Genomic DNA, 26,501 nt, shown 5'->3' with positions numbered 1-26,501 from the left:
GAAGGACATGCCTATGCTCAGTATGCTGGCCAACTTGCTCAAGGCCCTGAATTCCGAATCGGAACCGGGTCAGATTTCCCTGGCGTTTGTATTCGGAATGCTGGTGGCCTTTACCCCTATGTGGAGTTTCCACAACCTGTTACTGCTGCTTCTGGTGCTGGTGTTACGTACCAATATCAGCGGTTTTCTGGTCGGACTGGCGTTTTTCTCGCTGGTTGCTCTGCTGGTTGATCCGCTGTCGATTCGCATTGGTGAAGCCGTGCTGACCAATCCCGACTGGCGCGAATTCTTTACCGGTCTGTACCAGAGTGAGTTCTGGCGGATGACCGCGTTTAACAACACCCTGACCATGGGCGGACTGATTCTGGGGCTGGTGTGTGCGCCGGTTCTGTATGTGGTCAGCAATGTGCTGATTCGCCAGTATCGTGAGCGGGTGATGGAACAGGTTAACAAGCTGAAGATTGTGCAGGTGATCAAAGCCTCCAACTTCTACCGTATGTATCAATCACTGGCGGGGTAACAGACATGAAATGGATTCGTTGGTCTGGTCTGGCTGGTTTTGCGGCGGTGGTTGCCCTGTTGGCAGCCATCTGGTTGTTGCTGGCACCGTGGCTGATTCGCGCCAGTATCGAAACTCTCGGCAGCAAGGTGGCGCGGGCGCGAGTGGATGTTCAGAGCGTCAGTATGATGTTTTCACCCATCGGGGTGGAGATTCGTGGCCTGACGGTCGCGAATGCCAGTCAGCCGATGGAAAACCTGTTTGAGGTTGATCGTGCAGAAGCCTCGCTGGAAGTCGGGCCTCTGTTTCTGGGCAAGACCATTATTCAGGAGCTGTCGATTAATGGGTTGGAGTTCAACACTGCTCGTACGGTGTCGGGGGCCCTTCCACAATCGGCATCTGCATCTTCTGCCTTGGACGGTTCTGCAGGCAGCAAGGAGGATTCTGGTCTGGCATCACAGCTGATGGCGGAACTGCCATCGGCGGAAGAGATTCTGGAGCGTGAGTCGTTACAAACCGATGCTGCAGGCAAAACTCTGGTGAGCACCTTTGATGCCCGCAAACAGCAGGTCAATGAGGCTGTCGCAGGACTGCCAGATGAAAAAGCCCTGCTGGCCTATCAGGAAGAAGTGCAGGCGCTGACCGCCAATAACATCACCTCATTGCAGGATTTTCAGCAGCGCAAGCAGAAGCTGGATGAGCTGCGTGCTCGCTTCAAGGCCGATAAAAAGGCCATCACCAGTGCCCGTGATCTGATCGGAGAAACCCGCATCGATCTCTCCGACAAGTTAAAGACCCTGCGCGATGCACCGGCTGCTGACCTTGCCAGTATTCGCGCCAAGTATCAGCTGAACGCTGAAGGGGCGGTGAATCTCAGTGGCTTGCTGTTTGGTGACGATGTGGGTAATCGGGCCGCCTGGTTGTTGCACTGGTATCAGGAATTGTCACCCTGGCTCGATAAGATGAACAGCACTGACGGTGTTGAAGAGCCGGAGGTGCCACGTCCGGAAGGCCGTTTTGTGCACTTCCCAAGTGCTGATCCATGGCCGGATTTCCTGATTCGCAAGGCTCATATCAACGCCACAACCTCGGTCGGCAAGCTGGCAGGTGAGGCGATTGACATTACTGGCCAGCAGCGCCTGATTGGACGTCCAATGCAGTTCACGGCGGAAGGGGTGGATATGCCATCGGCGAAATCCCTGAACCTGAAACTGGTACTGGACCACCGTCAGAAACCGGCGACGGACTCCTTCACGCTGACCAGCAGCGACTGGCAGATGCCAGCGGTTGAATTGGGCATTGGTGAAACCCGTCTGGATGCAGCCAAGGCCCAGGTGCAGGCATCGGCCAACGTGTCGGCGGGCAAACTCAGCAGCAAGCTGGATATGCAGATGGCCAGTGCCAGTTTCAGTGGTAGCGGGCAGACCCTGTTTGCCAAAGAACTCACCAGTGCCCTTCAAACCGTCAAGGAGTTCAACATTCGCGCGGCTGCCAATGGTGAGTTGTCCTCGCCGAAGGTGGAGCTGGGATCAGATCTTGATCGTCGTCTGAGTGCAGCCTTTACCCAGCGTCTGCGTGCCAAACAGGATGAACTGGAGGCGCGTTTGCAGAAGAAAATCAATGAGCGTATCGACCAATATGCCGGTTCTTATGCAGATGATCTGAAGGCTATAAATGATATGGATGGAAGTCTTGCTGATCGTTTTACAAAACTTGAAGAATTGGCTAAAGCCGAGCTTAAAGAATATGCCGATCAGAAAAAGCAGGAAGCAAAAGACAAAGCCAAATCAGCGGTTGGTGAACAGATAAAGAAAATACTCTGAACTATATTCCGATATGATTGTCCTGCTCATTTGTTGAGCATTTTTTTTCTGTCGGAATTATTCTTCAACACTTTTGGGGCGCCACCATCGGGTAACTGATGGTGGCGTTTTTGTACCAGTGTCAGGACGCTGGCCTGGAATGTCTTGTTTTAGGCAACTGATTGTTTTTAAAAGATAAAGCAATCAGTTTTGGCAAAATAGTCGTCCACTGTATGACACATCTGTGACAGTTTCATTACAGAAGTGTAGTTTTTGTGGAGAAGTAAAAAATATTTCTATAATTGCATTTTTTTCTTTCAGGGTAGTTTCATTTTTATTTCAGAAGTGGCTAGAATCCGCGCCGTTCACTTATGTGCCGGTTATTAACCCCGTGGACCGGTATCTGATATAAAAGCGAGAGAGACCAAATGAAAAAGATTGCCCTGATGATTGCTGCCGCTGTTCCTGCAGTAGCTTTTGCTGCTCCACAGGCTACTATTTACGGCCAACTGCACCTGTCAGCTGATTACGTAAACTCTGATGTTTCCAAAGATCAGAAAAGCTACGCTACTGGCCTGTCTGATGGTTCCCTGAACCTGTCTTCCAACTCTTCCCGTTTTGGTCTGAAGGGTGAACTGGAAAGCGGTCTGGAAAACCTGAAGGTGATCTACCAGATCGAATCCGGTTTCAACGTTGATGGTGGCGACTCTACCACGGGTTACCTGGCTTCCCGTAACAGCTACCTGGGTGCTCGTTACCTGGCCGACAAAGCCATGACTTTTGAAGTTCTGGGCGGTCGTCACGACACCCTGGGCAAAATGACCATGGGCAAAAATCTGTTCAAAGACCACGTAGCTGACTACGGCGCCATCTTTGGTGCCAGCGCTGCTGGCGGCAACAAGTTCGATACCCGTGTTAACAACATGGTTCTGGGCCGCTACATCCGTAACATCGAAGGCGGTAACCTGGTGGTGTCTGCCCAGGCTTCTTCTGATGCCGGTAATGCCAACAACATCGCCAAAACCGTTGACGACAGCAAGCAAACTTTCCACGCCGTGGGTGTTGACCTGAACCAGGGTCCACTGAGCGTGGCCGTTGCTTACGACCACTGGAACAACTACTCCGCTGATGCCGATGCAGACATTCTGCGTGCCGTTGTCAGCTACAAGATGGGTGACTGGACTGCTGTAGGTCTGGGCGAAAACGTTCGCAACACCGGTGCTCTGAACCGTAAAGCCTACGGCGCACAGCTGGGTTACAAGGCTGACAAGTGGTTCTACGCTGGCCAGGTTCTGCAAGCTGGTGATGCCAAAGATATGGAAGACACTGGTGCCACCATGGTTTCCCTGAGTGCCCAGAAGACTCTGACTGAAAGCCTGGCGGTTTACGGTGTAGCTACCCGCACTCACAACGAAGACAACGCCAAGTTCAACGGTGTCGACGGTGGTCACGGCAACAAACTGAAAACTGTTGCTGATGCCAACCCATACGCTCTGTCTGTTGGTGCTGTCCTGAAGTTCTGATAACTGCCTGTGGTGCCACAAGCACCACAACAGTCAGGAGCAAGGTGAACCGTCACCCCGGTTCACCCAGAAAAAACGCCGGTTATACCGGCGTTTTTTTATGCCTGTGATGTGGCAAGCAACGGATGCGTGGGCCTTGTGTTGTGGCTTACGACGAACAGCTCAGCATCACAAAACCACTGCCCTGTGGGGCCTTTTTCCAGTCTTCCAGACCCGGATGATCCACAAACGGATTCTGCAGTACCTGTAACCACTGGTTCAGTGGGGCGTAATCGCCTTTTTCGGCCGCATCAATGATGTGCTGGGCTACATGAGTGCGCAGGGTATAGGCCGGGTTCACCGCCAGCATGGCCGTCTTGCGATCCCCACTGGAACGTTGTTCCTGCTGCAAACGCGCGCGGTACAGCGGCAACCATTCCTGTAGTACCGGTAACCAGGGAATCAGCTCCAGTTCATCGAGGTCGGCTTCGCCATTGGCCCGGGATGTCTGGGCCAGCGCCAGTGCCCGGTACAGCGGGTTGTAGTCGAGTTCGTACTGATTCAGCAGGCTGCGCCAATGGCTGATCAGCTCTTCATCACCGGGGAGTTCGCTGGCCAGTCCGAGACGTTCGCGCATACGCGCCTGATAGGCGTTTTTGAATTGTTCCGGAAATTCATCCAGCGCGGCTTTCAGGCCTTCCAGAGTGGTCAGAGGTAGCAGTGCTTGCGCCAGCGCCGACAGGTTCCAGTGCACCACGTCCGGCTGTTTGCTGAAGGCATAACGACCGAGTTCATCGGTGTGGTTATACACGGCGTTTTCTTTCCAGGTATCGATGAAGGCAAACGGGCCGTGATCGAAGGTTTCGCCCAGAATCGACATGTTGTCGGTGTTCATCACGCCGTGCAGGAATCCATAAGCCTGCCAACCGGCCACCATGGCCGCGCTGCGGCGGCCGATGGTGCGGAACATGGCCAGTACCGGGTCTTCGGCTTGCAGGCACTGTGGATAAAAACGTTGCAGGCAATAATCCGCCAGCTCGCGCAGGGCTTCGTGCTGACGGCTGTAGTACAGGTGTTCGAAGTGACCAAAACGCACATGGCAGCGACTGACGCGCAAAATCGTGGCGGCATTTTCGACCATTTCACGGCGTACCTTGAGGCTGGTGGCGCACAGCGCCAACGCTCGCGTTGACGGAATATTCAGCGCGGTCAGGGCTTCGCCGACCAGATATTCCCGAATGCTGGAGCGTAATACCGCACGGCCGTCGCCCATACGCGAATAACGGGTATGGCCAGCGCCTTTCAGGTGCAGGTCCCAGTGTTCCTGAGCATGCACCAGTTCGCCGAGTAACAAACCGCGGCCATCACCCAGTTGCGGGTTATACACACCAAACTGGTGGCCTGCGTATTTCATCGCCAGCGGGTTGGACCCCGGTGGCAGCTGATGTCCGCCCAACCACTGCGCCAGCAGTTGCGGGTCCAGTGAGCAGGGATCAATACCCAGCTGTTCGGCGACCTTGTGGTTGGTGCTGATGATGCGCGGGTCGGGCAGGGGCTCTGGACCCACCTCGTGATAGAGGTGATCCGGCAGCTGACGGTAATGGCTGTCGAGACGGATATCGGCAAGGGCAATCCACTGGTTCATGGCTGGCTCCGTTCGTGGTTGCGAGGTCAAGGCTGGATGAGGCGCGGTACAAACCGGGGCCGGGGCTGACGGGCAGCCCCGGCCGGAGGATTACTGGGCAGGACGAGGGTTGAACACCGGCAGCTGGCTACGATCAATGCTGCTGGCGGCTGTCCAGCCTTCGAGGCTGCCACCTTGTACCAGCGCCAGCCATGGCACTTCGTTGCGGGTAATCATCTTGTCAAACATGGCGACCACTTCGTCGCGGCTGACCTTGGCAACTTCTGCCGCGATGGCGCTGTTGGTGTCGAAGCTGGTGCGGCCAATATCCAGATCACGCCAGAAACGTTCGGCTTTTTCGCCCATGTTTTTGGCAGGCTCGGTGAGCAGTGTCACCAGGCCACTCTGGAACGAGGCAAACTCGGCATCAGTCATGGCAGCCAGAGTGGCACGATAGCCATTCAGGAAGGTTTCGCTGCGTGCATACAGTTCCGCTGGCCCTGTGGTCGGGGACTGCACGGCAAAGACCAGGCCCGGTACGCTACGTTGTGGATAAACCGTGGCAAACACGATGTAACCCAGCTGCTGTTCGGTACGAATGCTCTGGTAATACGGTGCACTGAGAATCTGTCCGAGCAGGGCCACGGTGGCACGTTCGTGATCACTGTTGTCAGTGCCTTGCATGTACAGCACCAGAGACTTGTCTGGATGTTCCAGTCCCAGCTCTTTCTGATAACGGCCCGCAGGCAGGCGCAGGATTTGCGGACTGGTTTGCTGGCCGTCGGTAGCCGGGTACTGCTGTTCAATCAGGCTGGTCAGTTGTTGTGCTCGTTCGTCACTGATGTTGCCGTGGATATACAGGCGGGTGGCGCTGGTGGCCTGCAGGTCGGCGGCAAACTGTTCAACATCGGCACGGGTGACATTCGGCAGTTCGGCCAGCAGCTGTTCTTCGCTGAAGGACGGTTCGTAGATGGTGCGTTTCAGTTCGGTCAGACCACGCTCATACGGTGTGGCTTTCTGCTGGTTTTCCAGTGAACGGCGTACCGATGCCTGGTAACGGCTGAATTCGTCATCACTCATGCTGACGGACTGCATGGCTTTTAACACCCGGCTCAGCAGCTCTGGCTGTTTGTCCTGATAACCGTTCAGTGACAGCAGGATGCCCTGGCTGGAGGCCGACAGGTTGTAGTCGAGCCCGGCCTGACTGGCCGGATAGCTGTAGGTGTTCAGGGCTTCGTTGACGGCACGGGTATAGAGCTGGGCAATCAGCAGCCGACGTGGCTCTGACAGGTCCTGACGCTGCAGCTGCAGAATCATACGCGCCACCGGCTGGTGGAACTCGCTGTCCGGGTAGAACCAGACGTTTTCGCCCGGTTTGTTGACCAGTTGTTGTGGCTGGCTGACGCCACTGCGGGCATGGCCTTCGAGATCACTGGCAATAAACGGGTTGGCCACTGGCAGGTGCAGCTGGTCGAGATCACTCGGGTTGCTGGCCGCGGCGACATAAGACGACGGGCGAATACGGATCGGGGTGTTGTACCAGGGATCAACGGTTTCGGTGGTGACGTTCGGTGCGATCAGGGTGCGAAGCATGTTGTGAGTATCAAGGGCATCCAGATACGGCTGTAGCTGTTGCTGGCTGGCCGGTTGCCACTTGTAGTCACCACGGATGATGTCTGCTTGTGGGTACACCAGCATATTGCTGCTCAGGCGTACCACGTAATCGCTGATGTCTTCCTGCTCGCGGAAGCGGAAAGCCAGCTGCGCGAGTTGTTGCTGTTCTGTCATCAGGTAGTCTGGCAGCGGACCCTGTTTCAGCAGGCTGATGTACTGGTCGAGGATACGGGTGATGTCATCCACATGCAGCAGACCACTCATGGTCAGCTCGATCTGCACCACGATATTGGATTCAAACGTGGTTGCCAGCGAGCTGCCGGCGGTCAGACTTTCGGCCCAGCCTTTTTGTTTGAGCAGCGCCAGAATACTGCCTTCACCTTCATGACCGAGCAGGGTGGTCAGCAACTGGATCGGCTTGTTCTGGTACAGCGACAGGCTTTCCGGCATCGGGAAGGTGAACTGCAGACGACGAATTTCCTTTACCGGCTCAACGTTCAGATCCAGTGGCAGCTGACCTGGCTGGAACATTGGCTCGGGTGCGCTACGGGCGGCAATCTGGCGGTCTGGGACTGCGGCGAAGCGGGTTGTGGCCCATTCCTGCAGCTGCTCCAGCGGGTAGTTGGCGGCCAGTACCAGGGTCATGCGGTCGGCGCTGTAGTGCTGTTGATAAAACTGCACCAGATCATCACGCACCTTGCTGTCAGGGCGGTCGGCGAGGGTGTCGAGATTGCCAACACTGAAATGGGAATACGGGTGCTGCGGGTTCATGGCCTGTTTTTCGGCCGAGAAAATGCGGCGGAAATCTTCTTTCAGCTTGGCGCTGTATTCGGCATTTACCGCGTTTTTCTCTCGATCAACATAGGCTTCGTCAAAGCGTGGTGAAATAAAAAACGGTGCAAAACGATCAAGAGCGTCGCTCAGGGCATCGTTGTTGATCGAGAAAAAATAGGTGGTCTGGTTGTAGGCGGTGAAGGCGTTGTGGCTTCCGCCGTGGCGGCTCATAAAGGCCTGGTATTCTCCGGCATCCGGGTAGGGGTCAGTGCCCAGAAACAGCATATGTTCCAGGAAGTGCGCCAGACCTTCGCGACCAGCCGGATCATCGGCACTGCCAGCATCAACTGTCAGGGCGGCAGCCGCCTTGTCGGTATCCGGGGTAGATACCAACAGGACTTTCAGGCCGTTATCGAGGGTCAGATAACGATACTGATACGGATCATCGGAGTTGCTCAGGGTATCCTCCTGGGGCGCCGAAACGGCTACTTCCGGTGTTTGTGCCGGTTCAGTGGCCGGTTCAACCACGGGTTCCTGAATAACATGTCGTATCACCGAATAGACGATGGCGGCAACAATAATCAGTAAAAACGACCAATAGCGTGGCGAGAACATGCCAACTCCTGTAAACGCAGAACACCCGACAGCCGGGAAAGAAAATCAGTGTGCCTTGCCTTTGCGAACGGCAATGGCCTGGGCATCGGCCAGACTGTGCTGTTCAGGATCAAGGGACTCAATCAGCTTGAGACGGTCACGGTAATCATTCAGTTCCGACAACAGCAGGGCGAATTGCTGCTGGAAGGCACTATCAATGGCCTGATGCAGTTCTGCAACGGCGTCGTCGCGGCTGGCGGCGGTGTTGCGCAGGGTTTTCAGGCAGGCCAGGGCAATCTGGTGATACGCTTTTTCTTTGTTCAATTCGGTTCCTCCACAAGGGCCTGACATCATACACCATCCGGGGCGCTTTTCAGGCCGCTTTGGCGTTGCCGTCAGGCCCTGCTGACGAACCGTTCAGAGATTGCAATCCGGTTGTTTGGCGCGGTTCAGAAGCCATCAACATTGGCAAACCAGCTCAGGCGACTGGCCTTGACCGGTTTCGACAGGGCATCACCGCATAACCAGTCCATTCCCCAGTGTCGGGCGGTGGCCAGTTCTGTGGGGGAGTCCAGCTGCTCTCCGAGAAATTTCACCCCCTGTTCCTGCCATTTCTGCAGCAAACGTCGGAAGCCGGCTTCGGCGCCCATCATTTCCTGCAACTGCCGCGGGCCGAATGCAAATGCCCGTATTGGCAGAGTTGCCAGCTGGCGGGAGGCCAACAGGTTTTGTGAGGGATTGCGCAGCAGTAGCTGGAAACCACGGCGTTGCAACAGGTCGACCTGGCTTAACAGGGATTCCGGCAGGCCCATGCTGACGTTCACTTCCAGCAGACAGGTGGCAGCGAGAGGTGCATCTGGCAGGGCATCATCAGTGATCGTATCCATAGCAAGGAACGGCGCTGTTTGCAGATACTGTTGCCAGCACGACAGGGTCGATTGCATCCAGCTGTCCGGACGAGACTCCTGACGACAGGTACGCACGCCGAGAATCTGGCCCTGATGGTCAAAGATTGGCAGGACATCGGGGCCATTGGAATGAACAATGACGGGTTGGGTGGCGTTCTGGATGACTTCGACGACCGGAGTGATGCTGGTTGCACCGGGATTTTGTTCGGGAGTTTCCAGCGTTTCGTAATGGGCGAGACGGCTGCGCAGGGTGGCAAACGGCTGCTCGTCATTGGACGATTCAATCCGCAGTGTCGGAGTGACCTGTACGACCTGGCGGCGATGAACCAGTGGCGCATTGAACTGGCGGCAAATAGTGTTTTCAAGGTTGGTGACAGAGTTATCTGCGCTGGTATCGGCAATCGGTATCAGAAACAGGTTGCTGGCTGGCGTAAATATACGGTTAAGACCACCCGTTGCAGCACTGATGCGTTCATAACAGAGTGCGCTGAGATCGGCATCGTTGACCATTTCTCTAGGGAACTCAACGACTAACGTGCGCGCCATACCGTAGTTGTGTTCAAGATACTGGCAGAACTCATCCAGCTGATGGCTTCCAGAGTAACGGCGTAATTCTGTGCGAATTTCACGTCTGGCGTTGCCGGTATCCTGGTCAACAAAACTGCATACGCATATGCGGTAATCCTGGCTTAGTGCAGTTACCACCATCCAGGTTGGAATCTCCTGGCGCTGGACGTCGAGCAAACTGAAAAAACCCAGCCAGGTCTGACCAGATTCGGTCTGACGAGTGATCTCTGCTTCCTGCATCACTGGCATGGCACAAATACTCGGTGCAAACAGGTTTCGGCCCAACAGTTGTTCTTCAGGAATACCGAGGACGGTACAGAGGCGCGCATTGGCGAGACGAATCACCCAGTTGCGATCAGTCAGAAAGGCTGGCTGGTCGTCATGGACTGCACTGCGTAAGGTATGTACCTTTTTCATCAGATCGGATTGACGGGCACCCTCCTCGACATCGCGAATCAGTGCCTGGTTGTTCCAGGGTTTGGCCACAAATTTGTGAACATCCCCTCGTTGCAAGGCAGCCCGTAGCAGCGGGTATTCAACGTGGCCGGATAATAACAGGCGATAGGTACAAGGGCTCTGTTCACGGGCCTGCTGACACAGTTCGAGGCCATCACCACCGGGCATACGGAAGTCGGTGATCATCACCTTGATGATGTGATTGCGCAGGATTTCCAGCGCTTCCTGCAGGTTATGGGCGGTATAGGTTACCAGCCCGGCGTTATCAAACACCCGGCTCAGGGCCTGAACGATACCGGCCTCATCATCAATCAGCAGTACGCTAAAACTCATGTCACATCCTGTCGGTTGATCGCATGACATCTGCCTGCACGAACGTTCGGCAGCGTCGGATTGTCGAGAGAATACTGTTTCAAACTTGCAAAGGCCAAAGCCTATCTATACTGAGTGGGAAGCAATAACCGGACTGGGCAATGACGTGAGACTCAAACAGGCACTGACCACAGGCGAAGTAGCGAAGTACTGTGGTGTCAATTTCCGTACTGTCATCCGCTGGATTGAGCGTGGCCACCTGGAAGCGTACAAGTTGCCAGGACGGGGCGATAACCGCATTCCCCTGTCAGGCTTTATCGCCTTTCTGCAAAATAATCAGATGCCAGTACCGGAAGAGCTACGGGGGCAGGGGCGCACCTTGCTGATTCTTTCGGAGCAGGATGAAATCGGCGCTGAAATCGCCGCCTGCACTCGTAGGGCCGGATGGGAACCGATGGTGACCACCGATCCTATGCAATTCGGCTTTATTTGTGCCAGTCAGCAGCCCAGTGCGGTGGTGGTGACTTCGGCCGCGAGCCAGCACAGTGTGAACAGAATTCGTAAAGAGTCAGATAATCCTGATCTTGTTTGCATTCTGGTGTCCCCGCATGCGGCAACTGCCAGTATGCAGGAAGGCTGGTTCAGGGTAGTCTGGCCGTTGGAACAAAAACGTTTCACCGGCATTCTGGAGCAACCGGATCCTGAAGGTGAAACGTCCAACTGAGACGTATATCCGGCAGCGTTGGTGCTGCTGACAGGATAAGGTATGGACAACAACGGATTGCTGTTTCTGCTCTGCTTCTTGTTACTGGTTTTGCTGGCTGTGGTAGTGGTCGCTGTTGTGATGTTCAGGCGTCAGAAACACTGGCGTGAACAATGGCAACAGCGCGATCTGCAGTGGCGTTACAGCCCGATTATTACGATGCAACTTGACTCCCAGGGGCTGGTTCTCGATTGTTCGCAAAAATCCACAGATCTTCCATTGAAGATGGGTCTGCGCTTTGTCAATTTATTGGATGAACGTACGGCTGACATCTTTGAGATCAGCCGAAACTTTGCGCGTACCCATCAGCGCCCTCAGCGTCTGGAGCTGGTGCTGGATTCTCATGGCCATACGCATTATTGGATGGCGCTTATTACTCCGCTTGAGTCGGGTGATGTGATTGTAGGGTTGGTCAGCACTGATCATCTGATGCAGCAGATTCAGGACGCAGAACGAGCGCGCCTGACGGCTGAACATTCAAACCTGGCGCGGGCCCGTTTCCTCGCCAATATGAGCCATGAGATTCGGACACCGATGACCGGTGTACTGGGTATGGTCTCACTCATGGATCAGACCGAACTGACTCCCGAACAGCGTAGTTACCAACGTGTAATTCATAGCTCATCGGAACACCTGCTGGCCATCATCAACGACATTCTGGATCTGTCGAAAATCGATGCGGGCAAGGTTGATCTGGCCGCAGAACCATTCAATCTGGATGAGCTCGCCAACAATCTGGTCAGCATGATGGCCAATCGCGCCCGTGAGAAAAGTCTGGTGTTGCAGTCGCAGGTCGACCCGAAATTACCGCGTTATCTGCTGGGCGATTCGCACCGGATTCGCCAGGTTCTGATCAATTACCTCAACAACGCCATCAAGTTCACCGACAGTGGTCATGTGTTGCTGAAGGTGGATTATGTGAATCGTGCTGGCGATCAGGTGCGCTTGCGGTTTATGGTCGAAGACTCCGGGATTGGTATCAGCACTGAACGGGCTTCGATCCTGTTTGACGAATACACCTTTGCCCACGGCACTCTATCTCGCGAGGCCGGTGGCAGTGGTCTTGGCCTGAGTATCTGCAAACGTCTGGCCGCTCTGATGCAAGGTGAGGTTGGCGTGCTGAGTACGCCGGGCCGCGGTTCCACCTTCTGGTTTGATCTGGATTTGCCGGTGGCGCCGGTAGCGGCCGCGGAACGGGAAATACAGCCGGAAAAAACCAGTGGTCGGGTGTTGTGGATTTGTGATGAATTACAGATCAATCGCTCGCTCCTGCTAGCCGCCGGTCGTCACCTTGGTATGAAAACCCGCGAGTTTGGCCAGGCTACTGACCTTTTGCGGCTGGCCCAGACCCAGCAGCCGGATGTAGTGATTATCTCCCTCAAGTGTTTTGAGTCGGCAGATGCCGAATTCCTGAAGTGGCTGGCCAGTGGCAATGTGCGGGTTGCCATGAGTTCGATGGAGTTTATCCAGATCGAATCCTCGCGTTTGTTGCAAGCCGGGGTCGGAGCCTGTTGGGAATGGCCCATCAACCACGACCAGCTGGCCGAATTGTTGATGAACCTGCTGGAAGAACCGCTGCCGCCGGTGCGTCTGCTAAGTCGTGTATCACGGCAGCTGGTTTCCCCGACCGCCGTTCATGACGACGGTTGTCCGTTCAAGGGGCGTCGGGTTTTGTTGGCTGAAGACAATATCGTCAACCAGAAAGTCGCCAGCCAGATGCTGGTACGTTTGGGCTGCGAGGTTGAAGTCGCCGGTAATGGCAAGGAAGCGCTCGACAAGGCATTGCAGCAGCGTTTTGACCTGATCCTGATGGATTGCCATATGCCGGTGATGGATGGTCTGGAGTCCTGTCGCCAGATTCGGAAGGCAGAACAGGCTTGTGGTGGTGCGTCGGTGCCGATTGTGGCGCTGTCGGCCGACGTGATGGCGGAACGCAAGGCGGCTTGTGAAGACGCGGGTATGAACGGTTATCTGTCGAAACCGGTACGCCTCGAAGACTTGCGGCGCGAATTGCCACCGTATCTGGCGGCGTCGGTGGTGGTCAGCTGAGCGGATGTTTGTTCCGGCGCAGTCACAGACGGTGGTGAAACACCGTCTGCACGTGCCAGCAGGCAGGTCTCAGATAACCTTGCCCCACGGAATATAACGGTTGTCCGTCAGGCTTTTCAGATGACGAATACGTTCCTTGGCCGGGGTTTTGCCCATCTGCTTGAGCAGACGACAGGCCCAGATCGCCGGGTTGCGGGCACCACTCTGGAAGCCCGACAGTTTCTGTTCCGCCACGGTAAAAAATATCGCCAGATCAAATAACTGGGCTTCATCCAGATCGACCAGCGAGTCATACCACTCCGCTTCCTTGATTTTCAGCCAGCCTGCTGCGCGGTTGAGATCCTGCTCATCAATATCGCAGTTGCCAGTGTTGGCAAACGCCTCGGCAGCGGCCGCGAAGCGCACCAGCAAGGCGACATCAGGCTGGGTATCACGGTTTTGCGGAGCGGGTTGCCATTCTTCAATCATGGTACAAATACCTCAAACAGGGGTTGCAAGCGTAATTTTTCAACGGCGATGTTTATATCAGCCTATCTTGTGCCTTAACAGTCGGCGTTGCTTAGGGCATCATCCCCGGCCGTCATTTTAATGCCTTAATCGTAGTGGATGCTCATGCACGATCCTTTTTCCGACATTCGCCCTTATCAGGATGACGAAGTTGTCACCGTTCTTGACCGAATCACAGGCTCCATGACCCTCCATCGCGCCTTGCTCAAGTATCGTCTGCCGATGCTGCCGCACTGGTTGCGCGAACTTATGTTGCCATTAGCCCAATGGATGCTGAAGCGGCAGCTGGCGGATGTCCGCTCGGTAGCGGGTTTCCAGTCATGGCTGGGACGCTGGGTTGGCAAGCTGCTCGATAAAACCTCCGGTCGTGTGATTGTACGTGGCCTTGAGCGTATGGAGCCAGGCCAGGGTCATCTGTGGATTTCCAACCATCGCGACATCGCCATGGATCCGACCATGATCAACTACTCATTGCATCAGGCCGGTTGGCCGACCAGTCGTATTGCGATTGGTGACAACCTGCTGGGTCATCCGGATGTGGCCGACCTGATGCGTCTGAACAAGAGTTTTATCGTCAAACGCAACATCAGCAACAAGCGCGAAAAACTGGCTGCCCTGCAGCAGCTGTCGAACTACATTCGCCACAGTCTGGATGAGTCGGAATCGGTCTGGATTGCCCAGCGTGAAGGCCGCGCCAAAGACGGTATCGACGAAACCGATACGGCGGTGCTGAAAATGCTGACCCTGCATGGTCGTGAGCGTAACGAAACCTTTACCGAATCCATGAGCCGTTTGCGCCCGGTGCCGGTGTCCATCCAGTACGAATGGGACCCGTGTGATCTGATGAAAGGCCGTGAGCTGGTAGCCCGTCGTAAATACGGCAGCTACCGCAAGGAAGAAGGTGAAGATACCCGCAGCCTGCTGACCGGTGTGACGGGCCGCAAGGGCACGATTCACGTTGATTTTGGTACACCGCTGACGCTGGAAGAAATGGCTTCACCGGAAAACATGGCGGCAGCGATTGATCGCCAGATTCTGCAAATGACCGAGGTGCTGCCAGTGCATTACGCCGCCCTCGACATGCTGCAGAAAGAGTTTAATACCCTTCACGAAGTCCCTGTTGAGCCGGTTGACGAGCTGGTGCGTGCGGAGTTGCGTGCCCGTATCGAACACGAAGCACGCGACGTCCAGGAACAGGTACTGCGTGGTTATGCCATGCCGATTCTGCGTCGCCAGCTGCCGGCGGCGATTATTCACGAAGCTGAGGAACCGTCTTCATCATGAAATACCGCATCACAGGATTGCTGTTGCTCCTGTCTGTCAGCCTGCTGAGTGGCTGTATTGAACTGGGGCGCAGCTGGTCAGACACCACCGAAACCCGGCTGGTGGATTTCTACAAGGAACCCTGTGATGACGATGCCAACACCCTCTGTTTCCGGGTTCGTGAAGAAACCGGCGACAGCTGGGAGTTGCTGGACGAAGACGTATCGTTTGACGGCTTCACTGACTACCAGTGGGGTTACCGTTACGAAGTTGAAGTAGTGGTCAGCCACGACGATGACGGCGATCCGACCGGTTATACCTTCAGCCAGGTGGTGACCCAGGAGTCGATCACCGACGCCGAACGCTCTATTTCCATGAATCTCTACAGCGACACCGGCATCCTCTATGCCGAGGACGACAGCACCTGGAGTCTGGGTGGTGACATCAGTTTTGCCTGTGGTGACAGCTGTTCCGACCTCACCACCGCCGTGACCAACGGTCAGGTGCTGGAGCTGGAATTCTCGGCCACCGATGGTGTGCTGACGCTGGAATCCTTTATCTGCTCGGCTGACGAAGATGACTTTGCCTCGGTGTGTTCGGGTGAAAGCTCCGCTTCCTGGCGGGTGGCCTGGTTCCAGAGTGACTGCGGCCTTGCCGACGCCCACATGTGCCTGCTCTACAAGGTCAACAGCTCCGACGATTATGAGCTGCTGAAACTGGCCGACGGTATCACCGACTTTACGCCGGTATGGGGCGAACAGGCGGATATCGACGTTACCAAAACGGTATCCAACGGCGGCAATATCACCGCTGTAGTGCTCGACACCGATGACAGCAGCCCCGACGATCGTACCGGCAGCAGTTATCCGTTCTACATGATTGTGCGCGGCAGCGAACTGGACAGCAGCAGTAATGGCCTGATTACTCTTTATGACGGCGCGCCGGATCTCGATTGCAGCAGCTACAACCTCTGCAGCCGCATCAACGGTTACATCGACGATGAGCAATGGATGCTGATCTATGGTTATTACGATGGTGACGTGGTGGTGCGTACCGTGGTTTGCCACAGTGATGACATCGACAGTTTCCGCAGTTGTGTGGATGACGAGGACGATGTGAATTGGGGGATCTGATCTGCCGTTAACCGCCTCTTAACCGGCTGGCAGGCAAACTGCGATGAATCTGGTGTCGTGTTGACCTGCAGCACGACAGACCTGCCCCGGTTGTTCAGGAATCCCGCTCATGCTCAATGTTCTGCTTGTTGAAGACGATATCGACCTTGCGGTCACGGTGGTGGATTACCTGGCGCTGGAGAATATCCACTGCGACCACGCCAGTAATGGCGTTGCCGGGCTGAGCTTGCTGGAACAGCAGCGTTACGACGTCTTGCTGCTCGACCTTAATCTGCCGCGTCTTGATGGTCTCAGTGTCTGTACCCGCTTGCGTCAGCAAGGCAACGATGTACCGGTACTGATGCTCACCGCTCGTGATCAGCTCACCGACAAACTCGATGGCTTTCAGGCTGGCACCGACGACTATCTGGTCAAACCCTTTGATCTCGAAGAACTGGTGGTGCGGGTGATGGCGTTGTCGCGCCGTCGCAGCGGCCAGGTGCAGAAACTGCGCTGTGCCGACCTCGAAATGAATCTCGCCAGCCATGAAACCATGCGTAATGGCCGGGTTCTGAAATTATCCCCAACCGCCTGGAAATTGCTTGAGTGCCTGTTACGGGCATCTCCGCGGCCACTCAGTCGTGAGCAACTGATGCAGGCCGTGTGGGGCGACGAACAACCCGACAGCAACAGTCTCAAGGTGCATTTGTTCAACCTGCGCAAACAGCTCGATCAGGACGGTGAACTGCCGCTGTTGCATACCCTTGCCGGTACCGGTTTTGCCCTGCGCGAACAGGCCGATGACGGTCAGAACTCATGATCAGCGCCCCGCGTTTACGTCTCACCACCATAATGCTGCTGGCGTTTTTGCTGGTGGGCAGCGCGCTGGCCATTGGTTATTCGGTGTTCAGTGCCCGCAATTTTATTCGTGGTATGGATTCGGTGATGCTGCGCGATATGGAGCAGACCCTGACGGCATTTATGGCCAGCCCGCAAAGCAACAGTGGCAGCACCGAGTTCCGCGATTTCCACTTTGCCCGTCACTGGGACGAGCTGCCGCAAAACGTGCGTGAAGCCTTTGGCGAATTACCCCTTGAGCAGGGTGTACTCATGAAGGAATACCAGCCACATTGGGGTCATGCACCGGCGGAGATTTTTTTCCTGCTGCGTTATCCGGTGGCCGATGGTGAATGGCTGGTGTCGCGCCGCTTGCAACGCAGTCCACGTAACACGTTGATGGAATCGCGGATGAACGACAGCCGCCGTGATCTCTACGTCATGGTGGCAGGCAGTCTGCTGCTGCTGGTGGGTGTGGGTTTGCTGCTGTTTTACTGGTTTTCAGTACCGTTATCACGGCTGGTGGGCTGGACCCGTAACCTGCAACCGGCCCAGCTGGCCGAACCAACACCGGATTTTGGCTACCCCGATCTCGATCAACTGGCGGAAACCATTCGCAGCAGCCTGGCCAGTGTTCACGACAGTCTGGAGCGCGAACAGGCATTCCTGCGCCATACCAGCCACGAGTTACGCACGCCGATCAGTGTGGTGCGCTCCAACGTTGATCTGCTCAACAAGCTGGCCGGACGTGAAGGCCCGGCGGCAGACCAGCTACGCAGTGCGGCGCTGGCGCGATTGCAGCGTGCCGGTCAGACCATGACCTACCTGACCGAAACCCTGTTGTGGCTGAGCCGTGACGAGCTGGAAGAATTACCTGCCCATGAGCTGGATCTGGCGCTGCTGATCCAGCAACTGGTAGAAGACATGCGTTATCTGCTCGCCAACAAACAGGTGCAGCTGACGGTCAACACCACGCCATGTCGCCTGCTGATTTCGGAAAGTGCCGCGCGGATTGTGCTGGGCAACCTGATTCGTAATGCCTTCCAGCATACCTGGGAAGGTGAGGTGCTGATCGAACAGCAGGGCAGCACGGTGCGTATTTTTAACCGTAATCAGCAGCAACCGGGTGAAAACAGCAATGCTGATCTCGGTTTTGGTCTGGGCCTGCAACTGACTGAACGCCTGACCCGGCGTCTGGGCTGGGCCTATCGCAACCAGGGCGGTGCCGATGGCTACGAGGCAAGTGTCAATCTTGGCTGATTGATGCTGCGGCTTGATCGGATGCCTGTGTCATCTCTTGCGCCCTGACAATACAGCTCGATAGCACCATTGCCAGACTCTGGCATAATCACCTCAAACCATCCGAATGAGGCGTCTATGCCGACTGCTGACAATTCTGTCCTGATTCAACGTGCTGCCATGGCTTCCATTGCTGTGGCCGTGACCTTGTTGATCGCCAAAATGCTGGCCTGGCTGGTCAGTGACTCCACCAGTGTGTTGTCGTCCTTGCTGGATTCCCTGATGGACATTGCCGCGTCGGTGGTGAATTTCTTTGCCGTACGTTATGCCCTGATGCCTGCGGATAACGATCACCCGTTCGGTCACAGCAAGGCCGAAGGTCTGGCGGCGCTGATTCAGTCGGCGTTTATTCTCGGTTCTGCGGCGGCTCTGCTGATTCACGTTACCGACCGTCTGCTGAATCCCCAGCCGGTACAGGCGTTGGCAGAAAGCATCGGTGTGATGGTGTTTTCCGGCCTGATGACCGTGGGTCTGGTGATGTACCAGCGTTATGTCTACCGCAAGACCGGCTCGCTGGCGATTCGTGCCGATTCCGCGCACTACTATGGTGATATTCTGACCAGTATTGCGGTGGTGGTGGCACTGGCGGCTTCCTGGGCCGGTTATTACTGGATGGACCCGGTGGTTGCCCTGCTGATTGCCTTTGTGCTGCTGCACAGCGTATATGAAATTGTGACGTCAGCGCTGTCGGTGCTGATGGACCAGTCGTTGTCCGACGAGGACGAAGAAGCATTACGCCAGATCATGATGGCCGTGCCGGGTGTGCAGGGGTATCACGGCCTTAAAACCCGTCAGGCCGGTACCATGCAGTTTATTCAGGTGGATATCGAGATGGAGGGCAATCTGCCGTTGCGGCAGGCGCACGCCATTGGTCAGCAGGTGGAAAAAGCCTTTCTGGAACGCTTCCCGCAGGCGGAAGTGCTGATTCATCACGATCCGGTCTGAGGTGATCATGGGTAACGGATGCAGGCTGGTTACAGGGATAGTCGGGATGCTGCTGATACCGGCTATGGTGGCGGCTGCAGAGGAACCCGCTCCTGTACCAACCGTGGCTGATAGTGCCGCCGTGTCTGCCACGGCTATACTGCCCGATACCGCTGATGGCGATACAGTGGCTGGTGACTCAGCGGCTGCCAGCATGGATTCTGACGCTGATACATCGCTTTCAGATACCAGCAGCCCCGACGCTGTGGTTCCTGTTGTTGCTCCTGACGCGGTACCTGCTACCAGTGCAACAGACACCAGCGCTGAGCTGGACCAGGAACTGGACGAAGTATCCTCCGATCTGTCCGAATCGGAAGAATCCCGTATCGAACGTTCACGCCATGCGATGGCTGGTTATCTGGATCATCTGTCGGGCCAGCTCGACGGCTTTTTTGTTGATACGTTTTTTAACGAAGACATTCTCGAAGACGACGTGCGCGGCAGTAGCGCGGTGTTGTCGTCGTACACCCGTCGCAAGATCGGAGAGCCGGTCGATTACCGCTTTGGCCTCAGTGTCAAACTGGTATTTCCTCACACCAACGAACGTCTGAACCTGCTGGTGCAATCGGAAGAAGAAGAAAACCGCGAATCCAACCCGCTGGAAAGTATCGAGAACAACAATTACACCGCCGCCCTGCGTTTTATCATTCGTGAAGGTGAGCAGTGGAAAACCGATATTGATACCGGTATTCGCTGGGGGTTTCCGCCAGACCCGTTCAGCCGCTTTCGTGCCCGTCGTTATTTCAGCCTGCCGGGTTGGGATTTCCGTGCCACCCAGCGCTTGTTCTACTACAGCTCTGATGGTTGGGGCGAAGACAGCGCCGTGCAGATTGACCACCCGATTGCCGAACACAAGCTGCTGCGTCTGAATGCCAAGGCCGGTTACCAGCTTAACGATGACTACTTCAAACTGAACTATAGCGCGGCGCTGTACCACGAGCTCAGCAGCCGCGCGGCTATCGGTTTTATCAGTGGTGCCTCAGGAGATACCCGCCAGGATCTGACCTTCAACAGCTACAGTTCCAGCGTGCGTTATCGTCGCCAGATTTACAGTAACTGGGTGTTTGCGGAAATTGCACCGGAGCTGGTGTGGGAAGCCGCCCATGAATACAAGACAGTGCCCGCCCTGATGTTGCGACTGGAAGCGGTGATCGGCCGCTGAAGCGGCAAGACTGCTCCGCCAAGCGAGTCTGCTGTGTAATGCTGATCTCTTACCCTTCGTTCTTGCATCGAATAGCAATACGACCTGCACGGCCTGTTAATTGGCTCTACCGTATGCCCTCATGGGGGACCTTGTCCCCCGGCCGGGCGGGCCTCCCCCTGCTTAGCCCGACTGGGCTCGTGCTTCCGGTTTTCACCGACAACGGCTTTTCGACCCCGGCCAGATGGCACATCCCTGTGCCAACTGGCCTGGCGGGGGCATCCATGCCCCGGCCGGGTCGGCCGTTGCGGTGAACCCCGGCTCGCCCAGATGGGCAATGGTGTAGCCAGCTGCGCTGGGCAAATTCAGCAATCGATGATCAGGAAATGACCGAGGGAATGAATCGGACACGTAATCCCGGGTCCGACATCCTTGCGGCCATAAAAATACGAGCAGGGGGATGGTCACTATGCCGTCCAGTGTTGATAAGTCCCTAACTGATTGGCATTAAATCTATGGCGGGGATCAATGTCCCGGCTGCAGATAGCGGAACGTCAGATTGATACGCTCGGCCGCGATGCCTGCGCGTTTGGGTACGGCATGTTGCCAGCGTGACTGCATTCCACTGTTCATCACCACCAGGCTGCCATGCGCCAATGGCAGTTTGCCCCATTGCCGGGTTTCGCCTTTGCGGCGCAAGGCAAAATCGCGCTCGGCTCCCAGACTCACCGACACAATACAGGGCGCAGGCCCCAGTTCCGGTTCGTCATCGGCGTGCCAGCCCATGCCGTCGTTGCCATTGCGATAACGGTTGCAGAGTACTGAGTTGAAGGGGCGTTGCAGCAGGTTTTGCAGTTCCTGCGCCATGCTGAGCAGGTGAGGATGCCAGGGCAGGGTTTGCAGTCGTTTGCCGGAATAGGTATAGGCCAGCCCGTTATCTCCTAGCCAGCACTGCAGGCGTGGAATCGTATGTTCCTTGCCGTACACCGTAATACGGTCACTATGCCACGGCAGTTCCGCCAGTAGTTGTTGGAACAGCGGATCGGCGTGGGCGGGGGAGATTGCCTGCGGGTAATAATCGAGATCACCCGCCAGCAGGGTTTCCCCCTCGTGCAGCTGGATCAGCGCCGACACAACTCTTTCTCGTCGGCCTTGCGCGGCAGGAACGCATACAGGGTGCCAGGCTGTTTCATATCGCCCGCCATTTTTTCGGCGCGTTCACCCTGTCCCCAGAACACGTCGGCACGCACCGGACCGTTAATAGCACCGCCAGTATCCTGCGCCATCAGCAGACGCTGGAACGGCTGGTTGTCACCGGGCAGAACGGTGTCGATCCACAGCGGAGTGCCCAGTGGAATCAGGGTACGGTCAACCGCGGCACTGCGAACCGGTGTCAGCGGAATATTCATCGAGCCTTTTGGGCCCTCGTTGACGTTGTCGCGCTGATAGAAAAATACATAACTCGGATTGCGGTTACGCAGGGTCTGGGCTTCTTTGGGATTATCCTGCAACCACTGGCGAATACTCTGCATCGACACTTCTTCCAGCGTCATATAACCGTTATCGACCAACCAGCGGCCAATCGACTTGTATGGATGGCCGTTCTGATCGGCGTAACCCACCGCCATCAGGCTGCCGTCGGTTAACTGCACACGGCCGGAGCCCTGCACATGCAGGAAAAAGGCATCATCCGGGTCGTCCACCCACACCAGTTCCTTGCCCTTGAGCGGGCGGCCAGCGCCATCAATTTCGGCGCGGGAGTAATACGGCACCATTTTCTTTTTGCCGTTACTGGTTTTTACCAGACGGCCACGGGCACGTTTGCCCTGTACGTTGGCAAGAGTCGGGTCGGTGGTGGCATTAACCAGATCGGTTGGACGCTTGTAGAGCGGGTAACGGTAACGGCTGTCCGGAGTCAGGCTGCCATGCAGGATCGGTTCGTAATAACCGGTGAACAGGCCGTCGGTACCACCGTCACGGTTGTAAATGCGGTGGGGCAGAAAGTGCGACTGGATAAACGCGTGGGCGCTGTCCTTGGCCTGAAACGGCGCTTCTTCACAGACTTCTTCCCAGGCCGGGTCTTTGCCGGTCATCAGCTTGCATTGCGCCAGAATTGCCGGCAGGGCTTCTTCAACCGGGTCGTCTTTCCAGCCTGGCAGCTGGCTCCAGCACAGGGCTTCACCAATACCGGGTTGAGCCGGACCCTGGCGGGCGGGTGGATAAATCTCCGGAGGCAAATCCGCCTTACGAACCGGGCGATGAGTGACCGGATCAATGCTGGTGGTGGCATCGTCAGATGTCTGGGGACTATTGGTCGAGCAGCCGTACATCAGCAGAGCGGCAGCGAACATGGACAGAACGCGGATCATGGTGGCCTCGGAAGGCAAAACAGGGATGCTGAAAAATTATGCAAACAGGCTGCCAGCAGGGCGCTGGCAGTCTGTGGCTGGCAGATTACTTGTCGAAGAAGCCTTCGAACAGAGGGGAGGTGAGATAACGCTCACCAGAGTCCGGCAGAATCACCACAATCACCTTGTCCTGGTTAGCCGGATCATCGGCCAGACGCAGGGCGGCGGTCAGGGCTGCACCACAGGAAATACCGGCAAGGATACCTTCCTGGGACATCAGCTTGTGGGCAGTTGCCATCGCTTCTTCGTTGCTGACCTGCTCAACGCGGTCGATCAGATCAAGGTCGAGGTTGCCCGGAATAAAGTTGGCACCAATGCCCTGGATCTTGTGAGGGCCTGGAGTCAGGTCTTCACCGGCACGCTTCTGGGTAATGATAGGCGATGCTGACGGTTCTACCGCTACCGAAGTAATGGCCTTGTGTTTCTTGATGAAACGGGAAATACCGGAAATGGTACCGCCAGTACCAACACCCGCTACCAGGATGTCGATCTTGCCATCGGTGTCGTTCCAGATTTCCGGACCGGTGGTCTGTTCGTGGATCGCCGGGTTGGCCGGGTTGTTGAACTGTTGCAGCATGATGCGGGTTTCAGGGTTTTCAGCAACCAGCTCGGCGGCCTTGTCGACAGCACCTTTCATGCCTTTCGGGCCTTCGGTCAGCACCAGGTTGGCACCCAGAGCCATCATCACCTTGCGGCGTTCGATGCTCATGGTTTCCGGCATGGTCAGGGTCACCTTGTAACCGCGGGCTGCACCCACAAACGCCAGCGCAATACCGGTGTTACCGGAGGTTGGCTCAACGATTTCCATGCCTGGTTTCAGCAGACCATCTTTTTCGGCTTGCCAGATCATGTTGGCGCCGATGCGGCACTTGACCGACTGGGCCGGGTTGCGGCTTTCCAGTTTGGCGTACAGGGCCGGGTGATTGGTCAGGGTACGGATACGCACCAGGGGAGTGTTGCCAATCGACTGGCTGACGTCTTCAAATACTTTCATGCTTTTGCTGTCTCCATTCACAGGCAGGGGCGTGATGACCATCCGCAGCGCGGTTCAGTCATCCGTACGCAGTGATTCCAGTAACTCGTCCTTTTCCTGCCACAGGGTCTGGACCCAGAGCTGGAATCGGGTGCGATAGTCTGAATCATTCTGGTAATCACCCTCAAGTAGTTCCGTCGGAATAACTTTTTCATCAATAACCACCTGGCAGCGTGGCATCTGCCCCTGCAGAAATTGCCAGAAGGTCGGAATACCGTCGGGGTAATGAATGGTGACATCCAGCAGGCTGTTAAAACGGCCGCCCATCACACTCAGCGCAAACGCCATACCGCCGGATTTGGGCTGCAGCAGGTGCCGATACGCCGACTTCTGCTGGTCGTGTTTGGTTTGGGTGAAACGGGTGCCTTCGAGAAAATTCATCACGCTGGTGGGGATGGTCTGGAATTTCTCGCAGGACTTGCGAGTCGTTTCGAGGTCCTGACCGCGTTTCTCCGGATGTTTGTCGAGATAGGCCTTGCTGTAGCGTTTCATGAACGGGAAATCCAGCGCCCACCAGGCCATGCCCATGATTGGCACCCAGATCAGCTCCTGTTTCAGAAAAAACTTCAGCAGCGGCACGCGGCCGTTCAGCACATGTTGCAGCACCAGAATATCCACCCAGCTCTGGTGGTTACTGACCACAAAATACCACTGCTGAGTGCTGAGGTTGGCGGGAGTGCGAATCTGCCAATCCATCTTCTGGGTCAGTTTCATCCAGCCGGAGTTGCAGCTGATCCAGCCATTGGCGCAGCCATCCACCAGTTTGCTGAAAGGTTTGCGCAGGGCCGCCGACGGCATCAGCAGTTTGCAGAGGGCAAACAGCAGCAGCAGTGGCGCCCAGAACAGGGTATTGGCAACCAGCAACAGGCTGGCAATCACGCCGGTAAACAATGCAGGCATAGGAATTCTGTCGATTATCGTTATGGGAACAGACGGTTGGCATCACAAGCGGATGCCGCGCCCATTGTAGGCAGCAATCATGACAAGTCACCCCCATTCACTCCCTGTTGTGGAGACTTGCAGCGGACAAACGCGACTGCAGTAGCAGTGACGGCAAGCCATCACTGACTTACTCTCAAACTTTTACGGAGGACTCAGCATGTCAGAACAGGATAAGGCCAACGGCCTCAAGGTACGTACCGAAGTGATGGGCGCAGAATTTGTCGAGCGTGCCATGAACAACCGCACCGCGCTTACCGAACCGCTGCAGGAATGGATTAACGAACACGCCTGGGGCTCGACCTGGCAACGTGATGATCTGCCGCGTGATACCCGCTCGCTGGTGACGATTGCCATGCTGGTGGCTCTCAAGGCGCCGAATGAACTCAAGGGCCATATTCGTGGTGCATTGAATAACGGTTGTACGCCGGAGGAGATCCGGGCGGTGCTGGTGCACAGTTTGCCGTACGTTGGCGCGCCAGCGGCGCAGGAAGCGTTTCGCGCCGCGGCGGAGGTGGAGGATTTTATGAACGGGCTGAAAGCGGGCGTTTAGGTGCTGGTGGCCTGGCGTCTGGCCGGGCCACGCAGGCTATGACGTCAGATGCCAATCATCTCCGTTATTCCGGGCTCGCCCCGGAATCCATAACGGCGGGTGGGCCACCGGCCTTACCATCGTTGCAGTACAAATCGTCGAACGGGGTTAAATCCAGCCGATCCGAGATCAAATGATGCAGAGCATATTCGAATGTACCTGGCTGGATCTGTTCTTCGAAGTTGATCACCACCATCGACGTCTGCGTGCAGCCGTTTGTTATGGCTTGCCCCAACAACCAGGAGTCTCTGGCATTAGAAAGTTTGCCGGTCCATTGCGCGCACTTACATCTCTCTGAATATTTACCAATTTTCCGTTTTCATTTACTTTAGCGCAAACATACAACAAACCAAATTCATTATTCGCAGGATAAGACAGCGTTACAGTAACCACTAGCTTTCCCGCTTTATCCAGTGAAGGCTGAACTGACTGAGGCTTTAGTTCAAGCTTAGCCAAATCAGAATATCTTAAGTAGATATGATCTAGTGCATTTAAGAGAACAGTGTTTTTGTCAAAGGAATAAAGGCTGCCTGCAAATGTTGAGCAGGAAAATAAGATTATAATTAATGTCAATATTCGGTTCATAGATTCACCATNTAACGAGACTGTAGAAAAACTATTTTCGGAGCGGATATTTTCTTCATATCAAAAAGCCATTGAAACTCAGCTGCCATAGCTTCGCTCAAAAAAACCGAAACAACCGAAAATGGATAATTCACGATACAACTGCATATTTGACCTCCATTTTCTGATATTTCCTTTAATCACCTGATCTGAGGTATCAGTTTCTCAATATTGTGTACCATGGCGTATAACTGCCATTGAGCTTGCACCTTCTTTTTACCCCGCAGACCGAACCGCTTCAAGCCTTTATTGTGTTCCAGGTTGGCAAACACCGGTTCCACCGTCGACATCCGATGGC

The 26,501-nt window shown here is 55.6% G+C and carries 23 protein-coding genes; 12 read left to right on the top strand and 11 right to left on the bottom strand.

Features of this window, described 5'->3' with window-relative positions; translation table 11 throughout:
- Positions 1-13 precede the first annotated feature (13 nt).
- The 3 genes from OUO13_RS18300 (at position 14) to OUO13_RS18290 (ending at position 3,824) form a co-directional block, all read left to right on the top strand.
- Positions 14-520 carry a TIGR03546 family protein gene (locus OUO13_RS18300; protein ID WP_283175353.1) on the top strand — a complete coding sequence of 169 codons (507 nt, stop codon included), beginning with the start codon at positions 14-16 and terminating at the stop codon, positions 518-520.
- Positions 521-525: 5 nt separating this feature from the next.
- Positions 526-2,322, top strand: coding sequence for a TIGR03545 family protein (locus OUO13_RS18295; protein ID WP_283175352.1), 1,797 nt, complete (start codon positions 526-528; stop codon positions 2,320-2,322).
- Positions 2,323-2,729: 407 nt separating this feature from the next.
- Entirely contained in the window at positions 2,730-3,824 is a 1,095-nt protein-coding gene (locus tag OUO13_RS18290; protein ID WP_283175351.1) for a porin, read from the top strand.
- A 148-nt stretch (positions 3,825-3,972) separates the two neighbouring features.
- Here OUO13_RS18290 and OUO13_RS18285 read toward each other — a convergent pair whose 3' ends face one another.
- The 4 genes from OUO13_RS18285 to OUO13_RS18270 form a co-directional block, all read right to left on the bottom strand.
- On the bottom strand, positions 3,973-5,448 hold the full coding sequence (locus tag OUO13_RS18285) for a protein adenylyltransferase SelO (RefSeq protein ID WP_283175350.1): 1,476 nt from the start codon (positions 5,446-5,448) through the stop codon (positions 3,973-3,975).
- A gap of 90 nt (positions 5,449-5,538) precedes the next feature.
- Positions 5,539-8,430: an insulinase family protein gene (locus tag OUO13_RS18280; protein ID WP_283175349.1), complete on the bottom strand. Its 2,892-nt coding sequence runs from the start codon at positions 8,428-8,430 to the stop codon at positions 5,539-5,541.
- A 45-nt stretch (positions 8,431-8,475) separates the two neighbouring features.
- A complete protein-coding gene (locus OUO13_RS18275) occupies positions 8,476-8,733 on the bottom strand; it encodes a hypothetical protein (protein ID WP_283175348.1) in 258 nt (85 codons plus the stop codon).
- A gap of 125 nt (positions 8,734-8,858) precedes the next feature.
- Positions 8,859-10,673, bottom strand: coding sequence for a response regulator (locus tag OUO13_RS18270; protein WP_283175347.1), 1,815 nt, complete (start codon positions 10,671-10,673; stop codon positions 8,859-8,861).
- Positions 10,674-10,758: 85 nt separating this feature from the next.
- On the opposite strand from OUO13_RS18270, the gene OUO13_RS18265 reads away from it, so the two are divergent.
- Positions 10,759-11,376: a helix-turn-helix domain-containing protein gene (locus OUO13_RS18265; protein ID WP_283175346.1), complete on the top strand. Its 618-nt coding sequence runs from the start codon at positions 10,759-10,761 to the stop codon at positions 11,374-11,376.
- A 42-nt stretch (positions 11,377-11,418) separates the two neighbouring features.
- Positions 11,419-13,464 carry a response regulator gene (locus OUO13_RS18260; protein ID WP_283175345.1) on the top strand — a complete coding sequence of 682 codons (2,046 nt, stop codon included), beginning with the start codon at positions 11,419-11,421 and terminating at the stop codon, positions 13,462-13,464.
- Between the two features lie 69 nt (positions 13,465-13,533).
- Here OUO13_RS18260 and OUO13_RS18255 read toward each other — a convergent pair whose 3' ends face one another.
- Positions 13,534-13,932, bottom strand: coding sequence for a hypothetical protein (locus OUO13_RS18255; protein ID WP_283175344.1), 399 nt, complete (start codon positions 13,930-13,932; stop codon positions 13,534-13,536).
- Between the two features lie 144 nt (positions 13,933-14,076).
- Between OUO13_RS18255 and OUO13_RS18250 the strand changes: the two genes are divergently transcribed.
- The 6 genes from OUO13_RS18250 to OUO13_RS18225 all read left to right on the top strand — a co-directional run bounded on the left by OUO13_RS18250 (position 14,077) and on the right by OUO13_RS18225 (position 20,628).
- Positions 14,077-15,255 carry a 1-acyl-sn-glycerol-3-phosphate acyltransferase gene (locus OUO13_RS18250; protein WP_283175343.1) on the top strand — a complete coding sequence of 393 codons (1,179 nt, stop codon included), beginning with the start codon at positions 14,077-14,079 and terminating at the stop codon, positions 15,253-15,255.
- A complete protein-coding gene (locus tag OUO13_RS18245; protein ID WP_283175342.1) occupies positions 15,252-16,367 on the top strand; it encodes a DUF4377 domain-containing protein in 1,116 nt (371 codons plus the stop codon). The genes OUO13_RS18250 and OUO13_RS18245 overlap by 4 nt, the downstream gene beginning before the upstream one ends.
- Before the next feature lie 109 nt (positions 16,368-16,476).
- Positions 16,477-17,166 carry a response regulator transcription factor gene (locus OUO13_RS18240; protein WP_283175341.1) on the top strand — a complete coding sequence of 230 codons (690 nt, stop codon included), beginning with the start codon at positions 16,477-16,479 and terminating at the stop codon, positions 17,164-17,166.
- On the top strand, positions 17,163-18,443 hold the full coding sequence (locus OUO13_RS18235; protein ID WP_283175340.1) for a sensor histidine kinase: 1,281 nt from the start codon (positions 17,163-17,165) through the stop codon (positions 18,441-18,443). Before OUO13_RS18240 ends, OUO13_RS18235 begins: the two co-directional genes overlap by 4 nt.
- A 117-nt stretch (positions 18,444-18,560) precedes the next feature.
- Positions 18,561-19,427, top strand: a complete 867-nt coding sequence (locus OUO13_RS18230; protein WP_283175339.1) for a cation diffusion facilitator family transporter — start codon at positions 18,561-18,563, stop codon at positions 19,425-19,427.
- 46 nt (positions 19,428-19,473) lie between these two features.
- A complete protein-coding gene (locus OUO13_RS18225) occupies positions 19,474-20,628 on the top strand; it encodes a hypothetical protein (protein WP_283175338.1) in 1,155 nt (384 codons plus the stop codon).
- Between the two features lie 504 nt (positions 20,629-21,132).
- Here OUO13_RS18225 and OUO13_RS18220 read toward each other — a convergent pair.
- The 4 genes from OUO13_RS18220 to yihG all read right to left on the bottom strand — a co-directional run bounded on the left by OUO13_RS18220 (position 21,133) and on the right by yihG (position 24,948).
- Positions 21,133-21,741 carry an alpha-ketoglutarate-dependent dioxygenase AlkB family protein gene (locus OUO13_RS18220; RefSeq protein ID WP_283175337.1) on the bottom strand — a complete coding sequence of 203 codons (609 nt, stop codon included), beginning with the start codon at positions 21,739-21,741 and terminating at the stop codon, positions 21,133-21,135.
- Positions 21,729-22,976, bottom strand: a complete 1,248-nt coding sequence (gene mltA / locus OUO13_RS18215; RefSeq protein ID WP_283175336.1) for a murein transglycosylase A — start codon at positions 22,974-22,976, stop codon at positions 21,729-21,731. Before mltA ends, OUO13_RS18220 begins: the two co-directional genes overlap by 13 nt.
- 85 nt (positions 22,977-23,061) lie before the next feature.
- Positions 23,062-24,009: a cysteine synthase A gene (gene cysK / locus OUO13_RS18210; RefSeq protein ID WP_283175335.1), complete on the bottom strand. Its 948-nt coding sequence runs from the start codon at positions 24,007-24,009 to the stop codon at positions 23,062-23,064.
- 54 nt (positions 24,010-24,063) lie between these two features.
- Positions 24,064-24,948 carry a 1-acylglycerol-3-phosphate O-acyltransferase, YihG family gene (yihG, locus tag OUO13_RS18205; RefSeq protein WP_283175334.1) on the bottom strand — a complete coding sequence of 295 codons (885 nt, stop codon included), beginning with the start codon at positions 24,946-24,948 and terminating at the stop codon, positions 24,064-24,066.
- A gap of 199 nt (positions 24,949-25,147) precedes the next feature.
- Between yihG and OUO13_RS18200 the strand changes: the two genes are divergently transcribed.
- The gene (locus tag OUO13_RS18200; RefSeq protein ID WP_283175333.1) at positions 25,148-25,540 is read left to right on the top strand and encodes a carboxymuconolactone decarboxylase family protein; all 393 of its coding nucleotides are present in this window, start codon (positions 25,148-25,150) and stop codon (positions 25,538-25,540) included.
- Between the two features lie 258 nt (positions 25,541-25,798).
- Here the strand turns inward: OUO13_RS18200 and OUO13_RS18195 are convergent, their stop codons facing one another.
- On the bottom strand, positions 25,799-26,164 hold the full coding sequence (locus tag OUO13_RS18195) for a hypothetical protein (RefSeq protein WP_283175332.1): 366 nt from the start codon (positions 26,162-26,164) through the stop codon (positions 25,799-25,801).
- Positions 26,165-26,343: 179 nt separating this feature from the next.
- Positions 26,344-26,501: transposase (locus OUO13_RS18190; RefSeq protein WP_428982319.1), on the bottom strand; the 158-nt coding region annotated here is incomplete at its 5' end.

The sequence above is a fragment of the Parathalassolituus penaei genome, from assembly GCF_026626885.1.
Taxonomy (GTDB): domain Bacteria; phylum Pseudomonadota; class Gammaproteobacteria; order Pseudomonadales; family Oceanobacteraceae; genus Oceanobacter; species Oceanobacter penaei.
This window is presented reverse-complemented; position numbering and strand designations above follow the sequence as displayed.